The organism is Gardnerella sp. KA00771 (assembly GCF_049244045.1).
Taxonomy (GTDB): Bacteria; Actinomycetota; Actinomycetes; order Actinomycetales; family Bifidobacteriaceae; genus Bifidobacterium; species Bifidobacterium swidsinskii.
Genome location: NZ_CP058368.1, coordinates 809,314 through 832,496, shown reverse-complemented (window position 1 = coordinate 832,496; position 23,183 = coordinate 809,314). Strand labels below are relative to the sequence as shown.

Genomic DNA, 23,183 nt, shown 5'->3' with positions numbered 1-23,183 from the left:
GAGTAGTGTGTCTTAATTAGCATTGGGATCACCCCCGCGTATGCGGGAAAGACATATGACTAGCCGTACTACTAATAATAAAATTGGGATCACCCCCGCGTATGCGGGAAAGACTCGTTCATGTGGCGAACGAACTCGCGTCTAAAGGGATCACCCCCGCGTATGCGGGAAAGACCCATTCACAAGCGCACTAATACCACCTGCTATGGGATCACCCCCGCGTATGCGGGAAAGACGTTTCAAGCTTTTCTGTTGTCATATCAATAAAAGGATCACCCCCGCGTATGCGGGAAAGACACATTTGATAGAATCGGTATCACCACCAGTCGGGGATCACCCCCGCGTATGCGGGAAAGACCGATAGCGGCGTTACTTACACTTTTGGCAAGTAGGATCACCCCCGCGTATGCGGGAAAGACCTAACTCATTCACAAACATTACAGCCTTTTCTGGGATCACCCCCGCGTATGCGGGAAAGACAGGTTAATTATGGATATTCAGACTACAGTTACGGGATCACCCCCGCGTATGCGGGAAAGACTTTAAGAAAAAGCGCGCTTCTTCCTCTGGATTAGGATCACCCCCGCGTATGCGGGAAAGACTAAGTGGCATACCCCGCGCATGGTCGATGAAAAGGATCACCCCCGCGTATGCGGGAAAGACACCTACTTGGGGTGATCAATTTTGCTTTGTTAAGGATCACCCCCGCGTATGCGGGAAAGACTTGTACTATACGTGCGGTTATTGTTTGTTATAGGGATCACCCCCGCGTATGCGGGAAAGACCTCGCGTAGCTTAATAAACTGTTTACTAAGTTGGGATCACCCCCGCGTATGCGGGAAAGACTCATTACAGACACTGTTAGTTTCTTCGAGAATGGGATCACCCCCGCGTATGCGGGAAAGACTGCGCTGCCTGTTGTGCTGTGCTAGTAGCATTAGGATCACCCCCGCGTATGCGGGAAAGACAAGACGCGCCATGCTATTTGACAGTGCGTGACAGGATCACCCCCGCGTATGCGGGAAAGACACTATTCGCAGAATCGACGCGACAAATATGTAAGGATCACCCCCGCGTATGCGGGAAAGACGCAATATTTGTAAATTCTATCTTTTGTATTTGGGGATCACCCCCGCGTATGCGGGAAAGACCTTTTTCTTTGGATTCAATTATTGCCGCGTTAAGGATCACCCCCGCGTATGCGGGAAAGACATGGGTTCACTTTTTGACCCTATGAATGGAATGGGATCACCCCCGCGTATGCGGGAAAGACTTCTGCGTATGAGAATAAGCTCATCACACCGGAGGATCACCCCCGCGTATGCGGGAAAGACCTAAAAATATCTAAATCAAGCCGAGAACCCCAAGGATCACCCCCGCGTATGCGGGAAAGACTAAAAAAGTACACGCCTCAAGTAATGCAGACCAGGATCACCCCCGCGTATGCGGGAAAGACATTCGGACATTTTCCAATAAGTGAAATGCTTCAGGATCACCCCCGCGTATGCGGGAAAGACAAAACTTGATTAAGGTCAACATACGTGCGCGTAGGATCACCCCCGCGTATGCGGGAAAGACACTTAAAAATCCTAATAAAATGGCCATTTCTATAACAGAAACAGTCAAATCTCATTTACTTTTCAAATTCAAACTATCACATAGAGTAGTACAATAGTGCTTTATTTTTATGAAATAAATTTTAACAATCCTTTCAAGTGAAAAACAAGACGCGCCGTTAGCCTAGCATCTATGAGAGCTCTATGAGGAACTGACTCAGAAATGTTGTACTCCTGAAGAACCGTCTTCAACTGATAATTTTTCAAAAATCTCCTATCATGCTTCACAAAACGTGAAATATCAATAACTTTATTAATAGAAAAAGCGCTGCTGAACTTCTCACCTAATGAGAATAAAGCCGAATTAAAAAAACCAATATCAAACGATACGTTATATCCTAATAGTGGTAATTTCCCTATAAAATCGATAAATTCTTTTAATGCTAAGTCTAAACTTACGCCATTAGACTCAAGCATGTCGCACGTAATACCAGTTAACTCGGTAATTTCATTGGGAATTATATTATTTTTTCTACAAATATTATTGTTGCAATCATTAATATTTATTAAAGTCTGAAATTCTTCAATTCTTCCATCTATAAACTTGACAGCCCCAATTTCAATAATTTTATCAACTTTGCTATCTAAACCTGTAGTTTCACAATCTAACACAACAAATTTTTTACTTGTTTTGCCTATATAATCTTTCCAATAGTCATTACAAGTAATTTCTTCATCATTCACGGACAATATCGTAGATTGCATAGAATTATCAGAACTTACAGAACTAATATTTTCATTTACTAAATCATTTTCAATTAAATTAGAAGAAGTATTAATATTTTTTCTACTACTAACATTTGAAAATTTCCTTGCATTATGAAACTTAGCAGCATCGCTAAATCCATGTTTAATATCGTTTTCTAATGTATCAACTGTTGGAATACGTACCAGAGGTAATCCATCCGAATAAACCACCTCACGATGCGAATGTATAGTCTTAAAATCATAGCCAATTTCATTTCTGGAAGAAAAACTCATTGTTACAGCACCATTTCCAACACTGTCTTCTATACGCTTCCATAATTCCTCTCGAACTTTACTATTGAAATTGCCGACGTAAACGCCTGTAGCGATTTCTTGCATCCACTTGGTTAAATCACCTCTTAAAGATAATGGGCAATTAGTCATCGTAATCACAGTTAACGGCATATCAATTCACCTCACTGTAATTTACGCCAGAAGCTACTAGAAGTTCCTTATCGTCCCAAAGATGTATTACATCAACAGTAATTTGGTTGTCAATCGGGATTTCAAGAAGATTTTGTATATCATTAACGATACGAGACATTATGTTGCAATTTGCGAAGCAATCGCGCATCTTCAAACGCATTAACTGTTCAATGTCATCGTTGGATTCACACCGAGCGGCAATTTCAAAAGATGCAGGAATAGTTAATTCAGCTTTATATAAGTCTGCAATATCGTATACAAGAGAAAGATCATGTCCAGTATGCACGAAACCTAATCCAGGTGCTAAACCTAAGGCAGATATTACGCTATGAACTAAACCGTAAAGACATACGTTGCCTACAGACAATGCTTGATTAACGACAGTACCACTTTCAAAATCATCGACTTTATAATCGCGACCATTCCATTGGACATTGTATTTATTAGACATCTCCCTATATATGCTTCTTACGCGAGCTCCTTCTCGACCTCTTAATTGTTGCATAGTATATGAGGATACATCTTCATTAGGGAAACGCATTTGATACATTTTTCTTGCAACGCTCAATCTTGATCTACTATTAGTAACAAGTTTTGCCTGTTTTTCCAACAATCTTGAGCTCCTTGACAATGCTCTACCATGAGCATAATTGCGAACACCATGCTCGCCAACCCAAACTATGCTTGCGCCAACATCTCCAAGTAATTCCATAGCTCTATGAGTAATCTCAGTGCCAGGTCCTAAAAGTAAAACGCCAATCATTGCAGCGGGAACTCTCACAGTTCCGTTTGCATCAAAGACTGTAATAGCACTATCAAGACGATTGATTTTTGCATGCTCTATGTATATAAAGCTTACTCTATCACTTATGCGCGGAAGCTCTTGAATTTCAGCCTTCTTAGCACCACACTTCTTCTTCATACTCCTACAGCCTTTGACACAAAAGATTCATTAACTCAAGCTATTCCAATGGAATAACAGTCATCATTCCGAAACCATATGCTTTCTTTTTACCGATACCGTCTAGTAAAGTTTTACGCATAACATCCTCATCACTAATTGTTAAAACGCCTTGATAAACAGCTTTACTCAAACGAATAGGTTTTTTTGACTTTGTGAATAAGCTATACCCGCGCTCAACAATAGTAAATTCACTTTCATTCAATGAAAAACCTAATTTTTGCGCACGATTAAGCAAAAAATTCATCTGCTGATCATAAGTAACATGTGGTACTACCCTACCTCTAGTAGTGCGAGTTTCAGAAGTATCAGAAATAGAAACAACAGGATTAAGAGTTACTCTAAATTGCATTTTCATACCATTTTTTAAAGACGACAAGAACTTATCATAATTCTTGCTTGAAGCAGTTCCAGCAACTCCATACATCTCTAAACGTTGTAAATTAGGTTCTGAATCACTCACTATAAGCAAGTAATGTTTCCCATTCAAAGAATCTATTCTCCACAATTTTCTGCTTCGCTCATGATTTGTCCATTCATCTGGAAAACTTTGTTCAACCCAGTTATGAAAAGCTCCTACAGATTTAAGATCTAGCTGCGATTTAGGTTTTTTATAATCAATTTCAACTCTACTCAAATAAGACATTTAAGCCTCCAATCCAGAAAAAGCATCATGCTCAAAACTAAAAGTTTCAGAATCTTTTAGATGTTCACTATCTGATTTGCTGCTTTCTGAATCCGAATTATTGTGCGAAATCTTTTCAATAGGAATTTCCATTTTTGACTCGTATCGAAATCCAAATTTTCTTTCCTTATTTGAGAAAGAATTAACGTAATCCTTTCGTAGCTTACGAACATACGACTGAATTTTATAAGTACAAGTATTATCTTTAGCTAATTCGCATTCTGCTTTATCTACTAAATCTGAATCAGCATATAAAGATATAAATCCTGCATTACATGATTCATTAGAAGATTGCGATAGCATAGATAATTTAGAAACTTGTACTTGGTTTTTACCTGCTTTTCTTGCAAGCCACTCATACTTTAATAATGCTTGAATTACTCCGCAATCTTCTACGCCTAAAATAAAATCAGCTGTAGGAGGCAATGATCTTCTGCCTAAACTAGATTGAAAATACGGCGAGCGCAACGCATCGTTAATACTGTAAATAAGTTGCTCATTATCGGATCCTATTGCAACAAGAAATATAGCATCTTCTATATAGTAACGGTTTGTAACATAATTTTTTTCAAAATCACCGTTAGCTTTATATTTTGCAGCAATATGATAATCTCTAAGCAAATTCCCTTGCTGATCAATTCGCACTGCAAAATCTAAATCATTAAGCTTTGCAATCTCTTCATCACAATCTGTACTTCTTCTATACCCAAAAGCTGCAGCAATCATACCTATTACCGCACTTTTAGATGGATAGTAATCCGTGTGACGAGTTTCAAAATGCGAATCTGTACCCCATGATTGCAAAGGTCCAGCAAACTTCAGTAATAAACTTTTCATAAGCTTCCTAACTGTTAAACACTAAATATCAACTAATAAGTGTTATTTATTAAGAAATTTACTGAAGCAATTCGGAGACTTTAGAAGAAAAATCATCCAATAATTGCTGAATAGTTTGTTCTTCCACTCCTAATTTAAGATTCTCATTTGAAGAATCCATTGTTACATAGAATGACGCAATCGGCTTATGAACAAATTTTTGAACTTTCTCGTATTCTTGAGATAGTTTCTCAATAGATTTTGAAACATATCCGTCTTTAGATTTTACTGGATCTTCAAATGCACTAACTAAGTTCACTGGCCTGTCATCTCTTAAAGTTACCACAAGCATTTGCGGCAAAGTTTGATTAGCAAAAGTATTTACTTTGCCAGTAGGCATTGCGTTAGCGAAAGCTTCAATAAAAAGTCTAAGAGCATTAATTGTAGATTCTTTGTTATCACTCAACTGATGGCTAAACTCATGTATTGCAACATTTGCATAACGATAAAGAGTTGAAGAATTATATTCTATTGTTCCAAGCATTCCAGCTCCAGCATTATCCTCAGTTGATAAGTCATCAACAGCAGTATAGTAATCAAATTCAGCACGAACAGCGTGAGTGGAAATTGCGTGAGCAACTTGCGAAGAAGCGTCCTCATTAAGCGATGGATCGTCTGCAAGCATGCGACCGAATAACGCAATATCAATAGGTGGATTATCTTTTAAGATTTCTTGCAGTTGCTTCTTGTCAGTAACATTATTGATTGCTGCTTGCGCTAGAGAATTTGCTTGAGTCTCTCCTAAGAAGAATAAAGCTTTTGCTGTAGGAACTATTTCATCATTATCTTTTTTAGTTTTAACGCCAGCATTATTTAACGTTTTATTTGCTAAATCTAATGCTTCTTGCTCAGATAATTCTGGTTTTAATGCAATAACTTTATCTGCAACGTACTTAACAATGTTTTTGCTTCGTATTCCAACATTAGAATCTCCGCTGTGTTCTTTGAAATATTCGCGCATTGAGTGCTTCCAGCATTGAGAGCTTACTCTAGCTCTAGTTACACCGCCATATTGAGCAGTTTTTGGACTACCTGCATCATCGCGATTAATATTGCATGGTGGAACAGCTTGGATTGCTTGAATATCTAAGAATAAATGAGTGTTCATTGTTTTGCCTTTCTAAATTTTAGTTAATTGTTTAATAACGTTGTTTTTGAAATATGTAATTTTTAAAATATGTGATATTGCTAAAAAGTTATTGCTACTTGCTTAAGCGATAATATTCTTGCGCCCAGGAAAGTCTTACTTTTTCTGAATCTTCAAACTGAAGCAAATATAAATCGCGTGCTAGTTTAGAATAATCAATCGCTTGTTGATTTTCTTTTGTTCTGCTTTTTAGTAGTCGAACTAGTTGACGAAGGTAATAGTAAAAACTTTCGTAATCGCTTGCAGTAATCATAACACTAAAGCGTCTATCCATCGCTCCACGCACACCTTCGTCACTTCTTAGTGCTCTTAAAGCTGTTCCCATATTGTTATAAGATTTTTCGTTTTCTGAATCTTCAGATTTGTTTAAATCCTTATAACTTGATTTTTCTACGCTACCTTGTTCATACAATGCGTATATTTGCAAAGTATTTATAACAGATCGCATTTGATAACTAACTTCACCATATTTATTGATAAAGCTTTCTGGAACATTGCTTAGTATCCATGGCCATATTTCTACAGACTGACTTAATGGCTTACCAATTGTGTGACGCAGTTGAGCAAGCATAGCTCGCCTTGATGCAATATCTGAGCCATTCAAAAATTGATTGATAATTTTTCTAACAGCATTAGATACTTCAACAGATTTGCTTTGATTTTCAGCCATAATAGCCTCCTTTCTATGTCTTTATTTTTTTGATAATTTTTTTAAGCGACTAGTAAAAATGCTGTAAGCCGTAACTATATTTTTTGTAGTTTCTTTCTCACTTTGCATAGCAGGCCTACCTGTAAAATCACGCAATGTAGCATTTTCCAACATGCCTTTTGCTTCATTTATAAGTATGCTATGCAAAGTATTTCTCCATTGAGTACATCGTTCATTCATTAAATCTTTTGGTTTAATATTTGCTAACCATTGTCTAAACGGCTTATCGACTAAGAAATAAATATGACTAATGCACTTATCAGCATATTTAGTTGCATCATCTTTATTTCTATTACGTATTTCACATATGTCTAGAAGAAATTGCCTGTAAATAAATCCTATGGCAGATCTTGTATACTCGACTTCATTGTTAATTCTGCCCACCCATCCGTTGTCAGAATTATCAGTTACTACAACTTCATCAATATGCAGAGTATCGCATATTTCATCTGTAGGAACCCAAGATGTAGCATTACCATCATCTTTCATACTCACAGCCTGTAATGAAATAGAAGAACCTTCAGTATCTTTACTAATTTTGTTTAACCATTCCATAATGCCTGGTTTGTGATTTTTTAGGGTCCCATCATCTGATTCTTGCAATGTAAGTAACCCAAATGATCTCCACATAGATTCTTCTACTTTATGCTTCCTTGGAGTGTATTTGTCCTTGTTTTCACGTTCCTTGTTGTACTGCCATACTGTCATTGGCTCAATAAAAGCATTTTGATGATTAATATCAGGAAGTTTCACTATAGAAACCGATATTGGCTTATCAATGCTAATATCAGGATTTATATATATTGCTCTACTCCATCGAGTGTAAAGTTGAGAAATATTGTCAATAAATGTTTCATAAAACGAATTTTCAATATTTTCCGCTCCTGAATATTCCCAACATGGTTTTTGTTTTTTCTCAGGAGATTGCATTTCGTCAACAAGTACACAGTTGAGCATAAGAGTTTCAAATAGGTTTTCGCCTTCTATGTAAATGCCACCAAGGTCAAAAAGCCATCCTTTAGAAGCTTTATATTTTTCCGTACCAAAAATGGTCTTATCTGCCAATCCAACGTATGACTGTAACACAATAATCCATCTTGCTAATTGTGCTTCAGTAAGTGACGATTTGTTGTTATCAACATTATCTTTTGGAGAAAATACAGCTATTTTATTGTTACTTTCAGAAATCAATCGATTTATATTTTTACCAGATATCTCACTAGGAGATTTGCCACCAAGCTTTTTACTATCTATATCTTGTTTAAGTACTTGCAAAAATGGATACTTGTCATCAAAAAGGTAGAAACGATCATGCCATTGTTCTAAATATTTGAAAACTGCGTCTGGAAACTTTTTTGAATTCCAAACTTCGCGCCAAATATTCATTGTTTCTTTATTGAAATAATATTCATCATCGTCACCTGAATCAAATTCACGAGAATTTCCATGAATATCGTACCTAGAAAAAACAGTATGAAGCACAGCAAGCAAAATGCGAAGCAATGCAAAATCCTGTGTTTTCATATCTCCCGCAAGAGCTTTATATTCTGATGCATGATTAAACACGTCTGTAATTGATACGAGTTTATTGTGGCCGTTTTCGTCTACAATGACGGAAATCCAAGGCTCATCTAATAAATTAAATCTGCTCACCCTTTATTCCTTTCTGTCTTCTTCTGAACTCTTAATACACACAATACCACTTTTCTCAGAATATGCAACTCTGTATTTCGATAATTCGCAAATATTATTTTCATCGAATAGAAGCACCAAAGAACCTCGCAACCAAGGCTGATTATCCCAGTCTTTGAATTGCTTTTGTTTTCGTATTCTTTCCAGCTCTGCAATTGTTTCATCAACACGATTGCTGTTTAGTGTAAACATCCACGGCAATCCTACTGTTTCTTGAGCAAGTTTCATTGCAACTTCCGCATCATCAATATTTTGTGAAATATCTTCACAATCATGGAAAGTTCCATAACCAAACCCAACTTTTTTCACAGCAATAACTTCTATAGATTCACCACTATTGCGAACTTGAGCACATGCAAATTCATCAGATTCATTTGTAATTGGATTCTTCAACAAGCCGACAATAGATCTTTCACCAATTTCTGATTCTGGATTTTCAATTCTATATGTTTTTGCAGCACTTTCATTACTATTTCTTACTGAATCATGTTCTCTTTTTGCAACAGCATACACATCTTTCAAATCTTCTTGTAACTCTAAAGGATTATCGCTATAAACTATTTGCACTAATCGAGAAATATCTTTAGGCATGTTTATAACATCTGGCAAATAGTATTGGGTTCTCATAAGTAAATATTTGCTGTAAATAGACTCTGAACCTTTATCAAATTCATAACGATCGTTGGTTCCCAACACATATAAAATTGGCTCTGTGAAATTTTCTGGGCGTTCTATCGTATGCCTGTGTAATCTACCAGCACGCTGAAGTAATAAATCTATAGGAGCAAGATCAGTAAACAAAACATCAAAATCAATATCAAGTGACTGTTCTAATACTTGCGTACCAATAATTATTGCACGAGCAGGTCTATGAGCATTCTTGCCAATCATATTGCAAATCTGTTGTTCTTTTCTAACTCTATCTGTAGCAATAAATTGCGAATGAATAACTATAACTTCGTAATCACTAAACTCATCAACGCAGGCATTATAAATTTCCTGAGCTCTTTTAACGGTGTTTACTATAATCCCAGCAATACCGCCATTATTCAGCAAAGATTTAAGCTCATTAACAAGTGATTCATGTAAGTTATCGTCTGTTATTTTTCTTACAGAAATAGATTTATTATCACTAACATCATTTTCAATAAATTTTTGTTTTACACAGTTTTTATCACTGTACGTAATTAAAGGATAATTATTTGTTTCAAAATCAACATTAGATTTATCGCATTCTCTCCAATTAAACCCAAACAACCCACGCATATAGGCTTTTATAAGTTCTTTTCTACGCTTAGCAGGTAAAGTAGCAGAAAGCAACACAACAGGAACACCGTATGCTGCCATCCAAGTAAGAGATTCTTCAAGATACTTATTCATATAAGCGTCATAAGCGTGCACTTCGTCAATAATTACAACTTTTTTACTTAATCCCAAATGACGAAGCATAAGATGTTTTTGCTTTAACGAAGCTAACAAAAATTGATCTACTGTACCAACAACAAAGTCATCCAACATTGCGGTTTTTCGTCCAGTAAACCAATCATTAAGTATTACTCCATTATTATTTACATCATTACTACTAGAAGTACTTTCACAACCATCATTCATATTTTGCATTCCATGCGGCAAATGCGCATAATCTGCATTCAGTTCAGCTTTACCATGAACTAAACGTAAACCAATTTCACCCTGAAAATCACGATTCACGCTTTTAAGCCAATCCTCAACTCGCTTAAACATTCCGTTAGAAGTTGCTTGAGTAGGAAGACCAAAGAACACTCCGCTTCTTCCGGTTAGATTTGCTAATTGCTCAGCAGCAATTAAAGAGGCTTCTGTTTTCCCCGATCCCATTGCAGATTCAAGAATAAAAATTCCAGGCTCTTTAGACTGAGAAATAGCATCACACAACGCTGACTGAATATTATTTGGCAAGAAACCAAAACGATGTTTGTATGTTTGCGAAACATCACTATAACAATTTAATGATTCCCATACGTCTTTAGAACCATGTTGCAACCACTTTTCCCAACCTTTTCGATATCTTTCTTCCTGATTTTCAATCAAATCTTTTTCTATTGAAATAAGCGGAAAATAGTGTTCATTACTAGCAATCCAATCAGCCATAATTACTAATCCACACAACAAAACTTGTGCTGGCTCACTTATTTCAGGAAGATCATCTACATTAGAAAAATCATTTCTTTCTAAAGCCCAAACCAAAATATCATTCTGCAACTTTTTCCATAATTTACTATTTTCACTCTCAGTTTCACTTTGATAGTAATTGTCAGGATATTTAGACTTATTACTTTTACAAACAGAATCATTATCTAAAGGTTTACCATGATGAGCTCCAACAATCGCACAAATTCCTTCAGGAACTCCAGCATTAGAAAGAATAAATTGACCAGTTATAGTGTGATGACTATTATACCAACCTTCTTGCTTATCAATAAAATAATCAATATTTGTAAAACCAACAGTAGCTAACTTATTTTTTAACGCAATATCTAAATCTTCTGAATTTGAAGACGACTTTCGAAACTGAAAAACGGGAGTAGCTTTACCAATATCATGAACACACCCTAAAAATTGAGATAATTTTTTCGCATCAACTCGTTTACTTAATGATGATTCAATCAATCTTCGCTGACCATCACTAAGCCAGTGATCCCATAATTGACCAATAACATTTCTAGTATCCTCAAGATGTTGAGCAAGAGGAAGCCATTGCATTACTCCATTAGCTTCTCTCTTTTTACCCCATAATGCAGGATTAACAACGTGATTACGACTCATAACCTACCATCTTCTTAATCCACAATGATTACTAAATAATGGTAAATATACTCTCAATAAGAGCTTTAAGAAAGATTGTGTTGCATATTCGTTACTAAACTAATTGGGGCTTCAAACGTATTGCATGCATTTGAAGCCCCAATAATTGCCTCGCCAATGCGAGAAAGACGATAGAACACGAAACACAGAAGGATCACCCCCGCGCATGCGGGAAACACTATCAAAAGCGATTATACATCAACAGCATTGTTATTGTGATTCCTTTAATCTAGATCTTGTACGCATTCGGTTAATCCGTTTGTAGTATAAATTTAAAATTGTTCAAAGTGGTATAACTCTTACAAAAGTAAAGCAGATGTAGATGTTTAATGCGTAAGAAGAGTATCATTCACAAAAATAGATATGATGCAAGTGTATCAAAATTGTTGCGTTAAGGAAACAGTTTTGATACGCGGGTGCGAGCGGTTTTAAATACTTTGCGGTTAGATTATAGCGACAAAAAAATATTGTGCACTAACTGCAGTGTGCTAGTGCACAATATGATTTATTGCTTTGCTATGTTGCTTTCAGATTTCCACTTTTCTACGAGTTGCAGTGCTTCATTCTCAGATACATGGTTAAAGTCGTCATTATTATTTTCATAATTTAGTACAAATGACGCTAATATTATTTGTTCTTCCTTAGTGAATTCATCTAATCTGCTTTTATCAAAATTTTTTATGGAAGCATAAAATTCTTCTTCAGAAACTAGATTAAAGCAATTTTCTGAAGAAAATTTCCAGCCCGTTAAACTATTATATGTTGTTAAGCATAAGAATTTAAGCTTATCTATATCATTATCAAATAGATTTGTAATATACTCGACAGCATCCTTCTTATTAATACATTTCCATACGTAAAATGCTATACGGAATTGGTAAGAACTTAATATATCTTCGGATTTTGAAATGGATTTAATTTTTGCCGCATAAATTTTTTCAATATCTTCTAAATGTTTAAGACTAATGAATTGAGAATCTTTACGTTCATCTTTACATCCGTATTTTCTATAGGCGAATCCAATATCTCTAATTATTGTAGATGTTGTGCCAACGTTGTCTCTATTAATATTTTTAACTGCAGAACTAATAATTTCATACCTGTCGTTTTCTTTATCAATACAAGCGACTATTTTTGATAATATTCGTTCTGAATATTCAGTTGCAGACGTGTTATAGAAGACAGATGGATCTGGGTCTTTAAATTCATATTGTAATTCAAATATTATAGATGCAATTAAAGCAAGTCGATTATTTAATATTTCATTATCAAGAGCTAGCGCTTCTATATTGTCTAAAAAGAGTATAATATTACCATCTTTATTAAAATTCTTAATTTTTTGTCTAAGAGTAAAATTACTATAACTGTTCGCGCATTTAATAATTTCTTCTCTTGGGATTTTTATACTCCATAAATTAAAACTGAAATATAAGTCAAATTTCTCAGCGGAACCAACACGCATTTTACTGGTAAGTTCTTCTTCAGATTGATATTTTGTTGAGTGTTTTTTAGTAAGGTCTTTTACAAAACTATCTTTATTAATATCTTTTGCAAATCTTGTAAATAAGGTTGATAGAATATCAATTACTCTGTTAAAGTCAAATCCTAAATTACTAAATTTTTCATTACATTGCTTTAAATATTTGTTACCATCATTTTCTATCATCAAACAAGTATGCTCTTTGCATTCACAAAGCGCATTTTTATTATAAGCAATCCATTTGTATAACTTCGGCTCGAAGATTTCTATTGCAGTAATGGCTAATAAATCAACAAATGATGTTTCTTTCCATAAAGCGCCATATTTGAATCGGAAAGCATTAAGTAATCTATTTACATCCCTTATATTATTTACATATGGATTTACACAGTTTTCAAGTACTGTTTCAAAATATTCGTTATTTTCAAATTCTTCTTCATCTTTGTTTTTATGAACAATATCATTAAGGCGATCTCTTAATATTTCATGCACGGTTGTTTTATCAATTTCAGGAACTTCAAAAGAAACTTGAACAATTTTCTTTAAATACTCATCTCCATCAATATTGTGATATTCAGACAAAGCATTGCAAACAATTTCCCTATCCATTGTAAGGACATAAATTATGTTTGGAAAATCGCCTACTTGTTTCACCAATTGGAAAATGTCTTTAATCTGAGGAGTAGTCAATCTATCTATATCATCAATAAAAACAATAATTTTGTGGTTAAAATCTTCTAGCGCCTTACACAATTTTTCTTTAGCATCATTCAAACTAGGAGTTTCCATCAATTTACCTCCTGCTGCTTTGGAAATAGTTTTCAATATAGGAACAATTGCAAGCCCAACTGCTGGAATAATTGATAACGCGTCAATAATATCTGAATATTGGCTTATAGCCTTTCCGATTTTTCCTTTATTCTCTTCTCCTTTAGCAACACCTAGTTTATTCTTCAATTCATGGAAAAATAAACTAATTAAATTGTTCTTGTCGGAATAATTCCATGGCGAAAATCTAATAATTATTGGATAATAACATTGATCTTCTTCTTCAGTTTTTTGTGAAGTAAAAATTTTTTTGATTCTTTTATATAATCTTGAATACCATTTTTCTTTTTCTGCTTTTTGGGCTTCGTTTTTATCTACTGGAATCTCAGATATTGCCATATTTATAATAGATGTCTTACCGCTACCCCACTTTTTGCCGCTTACCCCACATTTTGGGAAATAAACCTAAATTGCCGCTTATCCTTAATGCGCATTGTTTTGGGAAAGTAAATATGCTAGAGGGTCGCACAAAACCGCGACCCTCTGCTAACAGCAATCAACACTTCCTATAGTGAAGTGAGCTTGTCGTACATACAAGAATATACAAATTTGGTTATTTTTACAAATTTTAGGACTACGTGTTGCATTGATAATTTTTGAATACAAAAACATGTTATAAACATAGAAGAATATATTCGCCATATTTTAGCACGAATATGAAGTTGTTTTTAATATCGTTAATATTTTATGCAACAATTTGTAGTAAATAGAGAAGTAATTCATATTAGTTATGCACATTATTTTTCTAGTTCGATGGTTGGAATAATTATGTGTGATAATAATTCTATGTTAACTGCTTATATTGATGAATCTCATTCGCCTGTAGATAGAAAAATTGGCGGAGATATATATTATATTGGTGCGTTGATTGTTGACGAGCAGCAAAAAGAATTTATAGAACATGAGCTTGCAAAATTAAAAGAAAGCGTTATACAAAAATTTAATGTTCCAAGTAATGTTGAATTTCATGGTCATTGTATGTTCCAGTTTAAGGGTGATTGGAAATGCATGAATGGGCTATATACACAATCCACTGGTATTTATAGATCTGCAATGCGTATATTGGCAAAATCATGTGCAAAAGTTATTATTCGCGGTGTTGCTGCTACTGAATTAAAACAACGATATAAAGAACATGCTCATACACCTCACGATGTTGCACTTCAATATTGTCTCGAGAGAGTTAATTTTATTGCTGAATTATATAGAACTGATATAACTATTGTTGCTGATAAAGTGGCTGATCCTGAAGCACATGAAGGTCGCATTAAGCAATATCAGAATAATGGTAATACAGAGGGTTTTTATAATTCAAATCTTTCTCATATTGTGATGCCATTCCATTGGGAAGATTCAAGACAATACTTTGGATTGCAAATGATTGATATGGCATTATTTATCGCTTCGCGCGCTGCAATGATTGATAAATCATTGGAATCATCTCAACTTTCTCGTGGAGATAAAGCAGTATTAAAAACAGCTCATATAATTGACGATATTATTTGTAACAGTGGTGTATATTTCCCAATGAAGCATCTTATACAAAACGACATTTTCTAATGTAAATATGCTAGAGGGTCGCACAAAACTTGTGACCCTCTGCTAACAGCAATCAACGCTTCCTAATATAAATCCTGACTTGTAGAAACTACAGATTGGTTTTTCGTTTTATAGGTTTGCTTATATTAAATTCATTCCTTAGTCATGCGAATATAGGATTTGAAGAGAATTTCTAGGCGCTCGTCGTTATTAGAGCAAGGCTTTGTAGCACCAAAAGCAACATCTACTATTTTATCTAGTTCCTCGTGAGCTTTGCGCAAATCTTGAGGCATGTATGTTGGGTCATACAAGTCTGCTAAAGATTGGCCTGGGTGATTCGCACGCGCTTTAAGTATGGCTTTACCTGCTTCAATAACTTTCTCTCGCATATCACTTGTAAGCTCTGGAAGCGGAAGATTGTCGGAATATCTTACGGCTTGCTCAGCTGGAGTAACAGAATCACCTTGACGTTCTTCAGGCTTATCAAGATCAACATTCTTACTTTTTTGCTCAACAAGAAAACGAGAATCAGGGCACAACATGTCAATGTACCCACGGTTAGCGGTACGATACTCAAACTCGGTATTGTTTATTGCGTCTGGAATGCCCAAAACGTTTTGCATAAGGTCAAGCCAAAACTTCTGCGTTTCCTGCTTTTCATCGCCGCGACCTTGCCAGCGCTCAATAAACTCTGCTGCCTTTTTGTGCTGATCTGCAATATTCATGAGTATATTATCTAACTTGCTAGGGATTATGTGCTTATTGTTTAACTTGACAGTCAAATACTGCATGTCCTGCTAGAATTGAAGTGATTGAAAATGGTGAAATATATCTAAAATGGGCTCTACTTGATAATAAATTAAATGATAAAAAAGAGATTTTGCTGTGCTAAAAGAAATATAGGGGAGGATAAGGAAGTTTATTATGCAAATAGTTGAAGGAATACCAGAATATTTATATCATTACACTAGTTTGAAATCGGCAAAGCTAATTTTAATGAATAAAACTTTGAGACTAACTTCACTTGAATGTATGGATGATAAAACTGAAGCAATTACCGGTGAAGGTCGCAATTTGGGGAAATTTATTTTTTCAAGCTGCTGGAGTGAGAATAGAGACAGCATACCACAATGGTCTATGTATGGAGATTCTAGCAGAGGCGTTTGCATAAAATTAAGAAGTTTTCCTTTTAAAAATAATTATGATGATTACGTTGAGCATTGCATTAATAAAGAAGATCAACCATCGGAAAAGTCAACGGATGAAACTTTTATAGTACCTGCGCAATATTGTTTTGGATGTAGATTTAAGCTAATGCCGCAATTTATTATAAGTGACAAAGATAGAGACATTCTTACCCAGCGCTTAAATGCAAAAGTAACATATACAGACGATGAATCACTTATCTATCCTAGATGTTTGAGACAGGATGGTGAATTTTTTTGTTTTGACGCGAATGTGTTAGGGAAATATAAAAGTACTGAGTGGGAGTTCCAAAAAGAATGGAGATATTCAGTAATGTATATTCCATTTGATCAAATAAAATTTCTTAGGGATGAGAAATATAGTGCTAATGTTGGTCAAGAAATTGTTAATGATTTATTATCAAATAATCAACCCATCGTTCATTATGTAGACTTTAACATTGATGGTAAATATTTTGACGACATGGAATTGATATGCGGCCCAATGATGGAAGAATTTGATTATCAAGAATTAGTGTATTTTGCAAAAGGCATTAATCCCAATATACGTGTTGTTAGAAGTAGATTGTATAACAAATGGAAAAGTAAAATCTGAATCGAAGTGACTTATGTTTATTGACCTTGTATTTATGCTAAAAAATAAGGATAGCGAAAATGATATTGATTCATTTAAGGAAAATTTCGCAGACCTGATTTCTTTTAAAGAAAAAACATTATGCTTACACAACGATGATCAAGAATTTAATTATAATATTCAGAAAATAGGCGAAGAAATTAGGCTAAAAATTTTAACTATTAATAAGAAAACTACAAGAAAAGAAGCAATTTCAATCGAGTCTTTGAAGTTCGCTTTTATAAAAAATAATCTAAGATGCAAATATAACGTTGTTGTCATTTTTGATGGAGCTTCAGATTATTACTGCAATAACCTGTCTAAGTATATATTCACATTTGAAAGGAAATTAAGACAATTTGTATACCTTACTGTGTTAAGCGCATATGGTACAGAATGGACTAAAAAAACTTTAGTCGACGAAGAAATTAAGAATGATGTTGCAGAGAATATAAGGAATAAAAATCGTTATATTGAGATTGCTTTAGATTGTTTTACTTTTCAAAATTATATTGATTATTTATTTAAGGAACAATCTATTGAAGATGCAAATGAGGTAATTGAAGATGCAAAATTAGCTTTGAAAAAACGGGAATCTTCAAATAATATTATTAATATATTAAATAAGGGTGAAAAGATATCATTATGGGAAAGACTTTTTAGTAAAAGAAATATAGATTTAACTAGAAATAGTCTTGATGAAATTAGAAAAATAAGAAACAAAGTAGTGCACAACAAAGAAATTTCTGATACTGAATTTTGCAAATATAGAAATATACTTAAGCAATATATAAAGAAGTTAGATATTGCCGTTGCTGATTTTGAGAACAGAAAGCATTTGAGCGTTACAGATTTAGAAAATGTTTTATCTTCGTTTACTAGAATCATTCAAACGAATAGAATCAATGAGCATTTTATCAAAGCTGTTTCGCCCGCTTTGAGTGAAATTTCAAATTCATTATCTAAAGAAGCTGTAAAAAATATTTCCGCTTCAATAAGCGATATGATTCATTTGGATAATAAATCATTTAGTGCAATAACTGAAGCATTTGCTAAATTTTATAGACAAAATCTTGAAATAAAAAATGCCAAAAATTTTTCCTAATAACATTCCTACGCCAAAATTAAATATAATGAACCCTTTGTTTTGAAAGATATATAAAAATGCCAAATCTATCTTATTTTCTGAAAATAAACAATGAAATTAATCTAATTTTGTTAGTTCTGAAGATTGAATATTGTAATTGTTGTGTGAATAATCAATGTGTTCTAAATATTTGATATATTTAGTTGAAAGTCGGCTTCACGCCGTCGGTTGATTTACTCACCTTAGGTGTTGTGCGGTCTCCATTATTTTTTGGCTTATAGCACATGAATCATGAGTAATCGGCAAAATGTGTAGAGAAAAGCTTGTGAATATCCGGGGATATAAGCCAAGATCTAAACACCGTTACTAACTCGGTCAACGAACTGAGAAAATAACGGTGTTTAACGATTGCTACATACTACTTTCTGAATCAACCAGCTTAAAGCCGCAGCGCACTAAACTTTTTAGCGATAGTCTTCACTAAGTACGAACAACAGCCTAAAGCACGCAAAACCGTCTGATCCTAATACCCAATCACATCTTTCTCAACTTCGCGTATAACGTCCTCGGATATGTTTTCAACAGCAATACGATAGACCTTATTCATGCGAGGATTATAAATACCCAAGTACTTAATATTCTGAAACTCTGGATGAATAGAATGCAAACCCATACGCCAATACATAAGCAGTTGAAGAGTCTGATTCTTATCCAACTTTTCTTTAGAAACTTTAAAATCCCACAAAGTATCAGCTGTTATAAAATCACCATCGCCAGCACTTACCGTATCGGTGTAACCGCCCTCTAGCGTAAAACCGTCAAGCACCTTCGGGTCATAACACTCAAGAAAATGAAGCGAGCGTTGAACCATAACTCTAATGTTTTGGATTGTGTGCTCATCGGGATTGATTTCATCAAAAGGCCTGTAGCCAATAGGGCCATATCTAAAGCATACGTCGAATCCAACAAGTTTGACGGCGTTAACTATATCTTCATCGCCAAGTCCTTTAATGCCGGACATAAGTTTCAACGCATTATCGCGTTCGTTTATAATCATTGCGCCCAGTAAAGAAATTTTAAACGCGTCTATTGCACTCGATCCAGACATTAAACGAGTCATGTAGTCAACTACTATACCAACTAAACTTGGGTGAATGTTCTCTTTATCATATAAGTCTTCTATTCCTTCACCTAATGATTCTTCAACAAAATCTTTTCGTGGCAAATATCCACAATAAGGTTGTTTAATGCTCTTAATGCGTTGTGTAACTGAATATCCCATAGCTAAACACTCTCCTCTTTAAAAGTGCGTACAGATTATGAAAATAATTTAATAGAAACAACGTACGTATTTAATAGAATCAGCGTACGTACGAATTTGTTGAGACAGAAAAACTGATATGTAATTCTTTTGTACTACCCCACTGCAATTTTAACGTGTTAACAAAAGTCTCAAGTAGCGTGATACTTGCGAAACATATAACACAGAAAGCAACAGTTTCAGAGTACAAAAGGAAAAGTTTTATTGCATACAAGAGTTAAGAAACTAGACCTGCCCATTTACTACTTATTACAAGGCTGACCAACCTCATAAATTCCTTATCTCCGAATCTCCAATAAAGTCTATGAGGAACTTGCCAAATGAAGTATTTAACACGAGAACAGGTGATTAAACTTTTGCTTTCATCTGCTTGCGTATGCTTGCAACTATTTTGTAAAATAAGCATAGAAAGGACGCGAACACAATGTCAAATACGAATGCTGTATATGCAAGAATCGATACAAATCTTAAAGAAAACGCTGAAAGCATATTGAACCAGCTTGGCATAACACCGTCTTCTGCGATTCAAATGCTTTACAGCCAGATTGTTTTACAAAAAGGCATGCCATTTGAACTTCGCTTGCCAACTAATAAGCAAGAAAAGCCGCTTGCTTTAGGCAGCTTAACAAGAGATGAGTTGGATAAGGAATTGCAAAAGGGCATCGACTCTATTTCGACTGGCAAACAATATAGTGCAGATGAAGTAGATCAGTTCTTTGCAAAGGAATATGGTGCATGAGTACAACTTATAACATCATCTATTCTCCGCAAGCGTTCCTTGATCTTACAGAACTATACGAATACATTCGCTTTACATTACAAGTTCCAAAAACAGCTGAAAAACAAGTCAACCGCATTAAGTATGCTATACGTTCTTTGAGACTATGCCTATGCGATATCCTCCTGTAGCGTGGGAACCCTGGCATTCTGTGGGAATACGTAGAGTTTCAGTCGATAACTACACAGTTTTTTACCAAGTAGACGAAAATCAAATGACTGTAACAGTTATTCGTATCTTCTACTCAGGCAGAAATATTGAAAACATTGTTAACGACTCAAACAATTAATGCACGATTGAGGATAGAAAAGTACTGGCAACGTATTCACACTTTTTTGAGTGCACACTATGGATAGTGGGTGCACTTTTTAACGATAGGAAAATATCGCAAAAAGGTTTAAGATTGGCTTGATAACTTGATTCTTGAGCATAAAAACAGCCTAGAAGCTCCCCTGGGCTGGATTTCGTAACGTTTCGTGGGATTTGACACTCTTTTTAACTTTTGCACTAGTTTATTTCTATATCTTCTAATCGTTCCTTTTTCAATTATCTTTCTTTATCAATCGTTCTCTTTCAGAGCAAGTTCTATAAGCTTATCCGTGTAATCAGCCATAAATAACGGAATATTCAACATATCATCGTCTAGTTTGAGATTATTCAGCGAGAAGCGTATACGTAATTTCGTTTGATTAGGGAATAATTCTTTAAACTTTTTCAAACTTCTACTATTAATATTTGCTTCAGATTTAACTTCAATAGGGAAAATATCATTTTCTCGTTGAATAAGAAAATCCACTTCATACGGCGGATTCGTTTGAGACCAGTATCTAGGCATCACTTCAAATTGAGTAAGCAGCGCTTGCAAAACATAATTTTCTGTTAAAGCACCCTTAAACTCAGTAAACAGTCTATTGCCTTCCGCAAACGCAGTCGGAGCAAGTTGAGATAATCGCCTTAACAAACCAACATCTGCCAAATAAATCTTAAAAGCAGATACATCATCATAAGCAGCAATAGGTAAACTCGGCGCAGTATTTCTATAAATTTTATACACCAATTGTGCTGACACCAACCATTGCAAAGCATCTTCATATTCTCTTGCTCGCGCACCATTTTTAACAACTTTATACAAGAATTTTTTGTTTTCACGCGCAAGTTGAGACGGAATAGAATTCCAAATCATTGATATTTTAGGAAACTCACTAACACTAGGATGTTTCGCAAAATCTCGTTCATAAGCTGTTATAATCTCAAACAACGTTTCTTGCATTGCGTTTACATCTCGCGCTTTAGCCCACATTAAAACTGACTCAGGCATTCCCCCTGTAACATAATACATTTTTAATTTCTCGCATAGAGGGTTAAAAAATGCGTCTGGAATCTGCTCTATTTTATCGATTTGTTCAATATACTTCGCTAGATTTTCATCTCCATTAGCAAGCAAAAACTCCGTGAAATTCATTGGGTTTATTTGCATAAAATTAACTTTTCCAACTGGGAATGAAGATGGTTTTGCAAGCGTTATTCCAAGCAACGATCCAGCGCAAGCAACATGATATTGCGGAGCGTTTTCACAAAAATATTTCATCGAGTTTATTACTTCTGGGCAATCCTGAACCTCATCAAATATAACCAACGTGTTTTCTGCTTCGATTTTTTGACCACTTGCAAGCATTAGATTTTGTAAAATTCGCTCCACGTTTTTAGTGGTTTCAAAGAATTGCTTATATTCTTTGTTTTCATCGAAGTTAAAATAAGCAATATTTTTGTAGTAAAGCTTACCAAATTCTTTTAATACCCAAGTTTTACCAACTTGACGCACACCTTTTAATATCAACGGTTTACGATACGGTGAGTTCTTCCATGCTAAAAGTTTACTCATAATCAACCTTTTCACGATTACTCACCTTTCACTTGACGCTACGCTATTAAATATTGCAACCGTATTAACGCTTGACTATTTCTACGCGAGTTGCACTGTTGTTCTGTTATATTTTGCGGTATCTTTTATCGTATATCACATTATTATATACGTTTTGGTGCATTTAATCACATTATTATACGTATTTTAGTGTTTTTTATCACATAATTATACGCATTGAGCAATGCTGAGCATAAAAACACGTAAAAACACGCAGCAAAAATTACTTCACACGCACTAAATATCTTGCCCTTTATGACTCGATAACATGTATTTCACATACCGTGCTTTCCAATCATCTTCACGAACGTAAGCAAACGCATTCGTCACAGACTGCAAGCCTAAACTTTTAACATACTTACAAGCAATACTAAAACTATTATCAACGCTAATCTCTTCATTCACTAGCAAACTATACTCTTTCATAAACAGCAAGATTTACAGAAACAGAAGAACCAATATCATCGCGCGCGTTTAACGCCTCCAACAACATTCCCTCATAAACGAAGCAATCACATGCAAATCTTCACACTCATAATACTCAACAAGCAACTTCTTAAACTCAGGAACCTTATTTTCTGGAATAACCAACAAGCCCCTGCCATGAGAAATCAAATAATGTAGAGAACTTTTTTACAATTTTTACACCGTTTTGTTCTCCAAAACATAAGCAACTAGAGTACACAACTATGGATGCTACTATCTGGCAAT

General features: G+C 34.9%; 17 protein-coding genes, 1 pseudogene and 1 CRISPR repeat array (1 of these 19 running past the window's edge). Of the genes and pseudogenes, 5 read left to right on the top strand and 13 right to left on the bottom strand.

The window, feature by feature from the left end; translation table 11 throughout:
• Positions 1-1,578: direct repeats of the CRISPR family, unit length 28 nt; unit sequence GGATCACCCCCGCGTATGCGGGAAAGAC (it extends 98 nt beyond the left edge of the window).
• Positions 1,579-1,685: 107 nt separating this feature from the next.
• The 9 genes from cas2e to HXT57_RS03545 all read right to left on the bottom strand — a co-directional run bounded on the left by cas2e (position 1,686) and on the right by HXT57_RS03545 (position 14,347).
• The gene (gene cas2e, locus HXT57_RS03585) at positions 1,686-2,768 is read right to left on the bottom strand and encodes a type I-E CRISPR-associated endoribonuclease Cas2e (protein WP_415705345.1); all 1,083 of its coding nucleotides are present in this window, start codon (positions 2,766-2,768) and stop codon (positions 1,686-1,688) included.
• A 1-nt stretch (position 2,769) separates the two neighbouring features.
• The gene (gene cas1e, locus HXT57_RS03580; protein ID WP_415697682.1) at positions 2,770-3,711 is read right to left on the bottom strand and encodes a type I-E CRISPR-associated endonuclease Cas1e; all 942 of its coding nucleotides are present in this window, start codon (positions 3,709-3,711) and stop codon (positions 2,770-2,772) included.
• 40 nt (positions 3,712-3,751) lie between these two features.
• Entirely contained in the window at positions 3,752-4,396 is a 645-nt protein-coding gene (gene cas6e, locus HXT57_RS03575) for a type I-E CRISPR-associated protein Cas6/Cse3/CasE (RefSeq protein ID WP_415697681.1), read from the bottom strand.
• Entirely contained in the window at positions 4,397-5,272 is an 876-nt protein-coding gene (gene cas5e / locus HXT57_RS03570; RefSeq protein WP_415697680.1) for a type I-E CRISPR-associated protein Cas5/CasD, read from the bottom strand.
• Positions 5,273-5,330: 58 nt separating this feature from the next.
• The gene (gene cas7e / locus HXT57_RS03565; protein ID WP_415707574.1) at positions 5,331-6,419 is read right to left on the bottom strand and encodes a type I-E CRISPR-associated protein Cas7/Cse4/CasC; all 1,089 of its coding nucleotides are present in this window, start codon (positions 6,417-6,419) and stop codon (positions 5,331-5,333) included.
• A 94-nt stretch (positions 6,420-6,513) separates the two neighbouring features.
• Positions 6,514-7,128, bottom strand: coding sequence for a type I-E CRISPR-associated protein Cse2/CasB (gene casB, locus HXT57_RS03560; protein ID WP_415697678.1), 615 nt, complete (start codon positions 7,126-7,128; stop codon positions 6,514-6,516).
• A 21-nt stretch (positions 7,129-7,149) separates the two neighbouring features.
• Positions 7,150-8,820: a type I-E CRISPR-associated protein Cse1/CasA gene (gene casA / locus HXT57_RS03555; RefSeq protein WP_415697677.1), complete on the bottom strand. Its 1,671-nt coding sequence runs from the start codon at positions 8,818-8,820 to the stop codon at positions 7,150-7,152.
• A 3-nt stretch (positions 8,821-8,823) separates the two neighbouring features.
• Positions 8,824-11,661: a CRISPR-associated helicase Cas3' gene (gene cas3, locus HXT57_RS03550; RefSeq protein ID WP_415697676.1), complete on the bottom strand. Its 2,838-nt coding sequence runs from the start codon at positions 11,659-11,661 to the stop codon at positions 8,824-8,826.
• 544 nt (positions 11,662-12,205) lie between these two features.
• Positions 12,206-14,347, bottom strand: coding sequence for a KAP family P-loop NTPase fold protein (locus tag HXT57_RS03545; RefSeq protein ID WP_421783365.1), 2,142 nt, complete (start codon positions 14,345-14,347; stop codon positions 12,206-12,208).
• Between the two features lie 429 nt (positions 14,348-14,776).
• Here HXT57_RS03545 and HXT57_RS03540 point away from each other — a divergent pair, with 429 nt between their 5' ends.
• Positions 14,777-15,568, top strand: coding sequence for a DUF3800 domain-containing protein (locus HXT57_RS03540; RefSeq protein ID WP_158245253.1), 792 nt, complete (start codon positions 14,777-14,779; stop codon positions 15,566-15,568).
• A 131-nt stretch (positions 15,569-15,699) separates the two neighbouring features.
• On the opposite strand, the gene HXT57_RS03535 is transcribed toward HXT57_RS03540, so the two are convergent.
• Positions 15,700-16,272 (bottom strand): type IIL restriction-modification enzyme MmeI, encoded by a 573-nt coding sequence (locus HXT57_RS03535; RefSeq protein ID WP_415697674.1) that lies wholly within the window; start codon positions 16,270-16,272, stop codon positions 15,700-15,702.
• Between the two features lie 199 nt (positions 16,273-16,471).
• Between HXT57_RS03535 and HXT57_RS03530 the strand changes: the two genes are divergently transcribed.
• Together HXT57_RS03530 and HXT57_RS03525 are read left to right on the top strand one after the other, a co-directional pair.
• Positions 16,472-17,347 carry a DUF2971 domain-containing protein gene (locus tag HXT57_RS03530; RefSeq protein ID WP_119504434.1) on the top strand — a complete coding sequence of 292 codons (876 nt, stop codon included), beginning with the start codon at positions 16,472-16,474 and terminating at the stop codon, positions 17,345-17,347.
• 13 nt (positions 17,348-17,360) lie between these two features.
• The gene (locus HXT57_RS03525) at positions 17,361-18,470 is read left to right on the top strand and encodes a hypothetical protein (RefSeq protein WP_102703102.1); all 1,110 of its coding nucleotides are present in this window, start codon (positions 17,361-17,363) and stop codon (positions 18,468-18,470) included.
• Between the two features lie 505 nt (positions 18,471-18,975).
• On the opposite strand, the gene HXT57_RS03520 is transcribed toward HXT57_RS03525, so the two are convergent.
• Entirely contained in the window at positions 18,976-19,734 is a 759-nt protein-coding gene (locus tag HXT57_RS03520; RefSeq protein ID WP_415697801.1) for a hypothetical protein, read from the bottom strand.
• Between the two features lie 463 nt (positions 19,735-20,197).
• On the opposite strand from HXT57_RS03520, the gene HXT57_RS03515 reads away from it, so the two are divergent.
• Both HXT57_RS03515 and HXT57_RS03510 read left to right on the top strand, forming a co-directional pair.
• Positions 20,198-20,512 (top strand): type II toxin-antitoxin system RelB/DinJ family antitoxin, encoded by a 315-nt coding sequence (locus HXT57_RS03515; RefSeq protein ID WP_076002873.1) that lies wholly within the window; start codon positions 20,198-20,200, stop codon positions 20,510-20,512.
• Positions 20,509-20,840, top strand: a pseudogene (locus HXT57_RS03510) (type II toxin-antitoxin system RelE/ParE family toxin). The gene HXT57_RS03515 and the pseudogene HXT57_RS03510 overlap by 4 nt, the downstream one beginning before the upstream one ends.
• Positions 20,841-21,110: 270 nt before the next feature.
• On the opposite strand, the gene HXT57_RS03505 reads toward HXT57_RS03510, so the two are convergent.
• Both HXT57_RS03505 and HXT57_RS03500 read right to left on the bottom strand, forming a co-directional pair.
• Positions 21,111-22,448, bottom strand: a complete 1,338-nt coding sequence (locus HXT57_RS03505) for an ATP-binding protein (RefSeq protein ID WP_119504433.1) — start codon at positions 22,446-22,448, stop codon at positions 21,111-21,113.
• Between the two features lie 261 nt (positions 22,449-22,709).
• Positions 22,710-22,877: a hypothetical protein gene (locus HXT57_RS03500; protein ID WP_421783362.1), complete on the bottom strand. Its 168-nt coding sequence runs from the start codon at positions 22,875-22,877 to the stop codon at positions 22,710-22,712.
• Between the last annotated feature and the right edge of the window lie 306 nt (positions 22,878-23,183).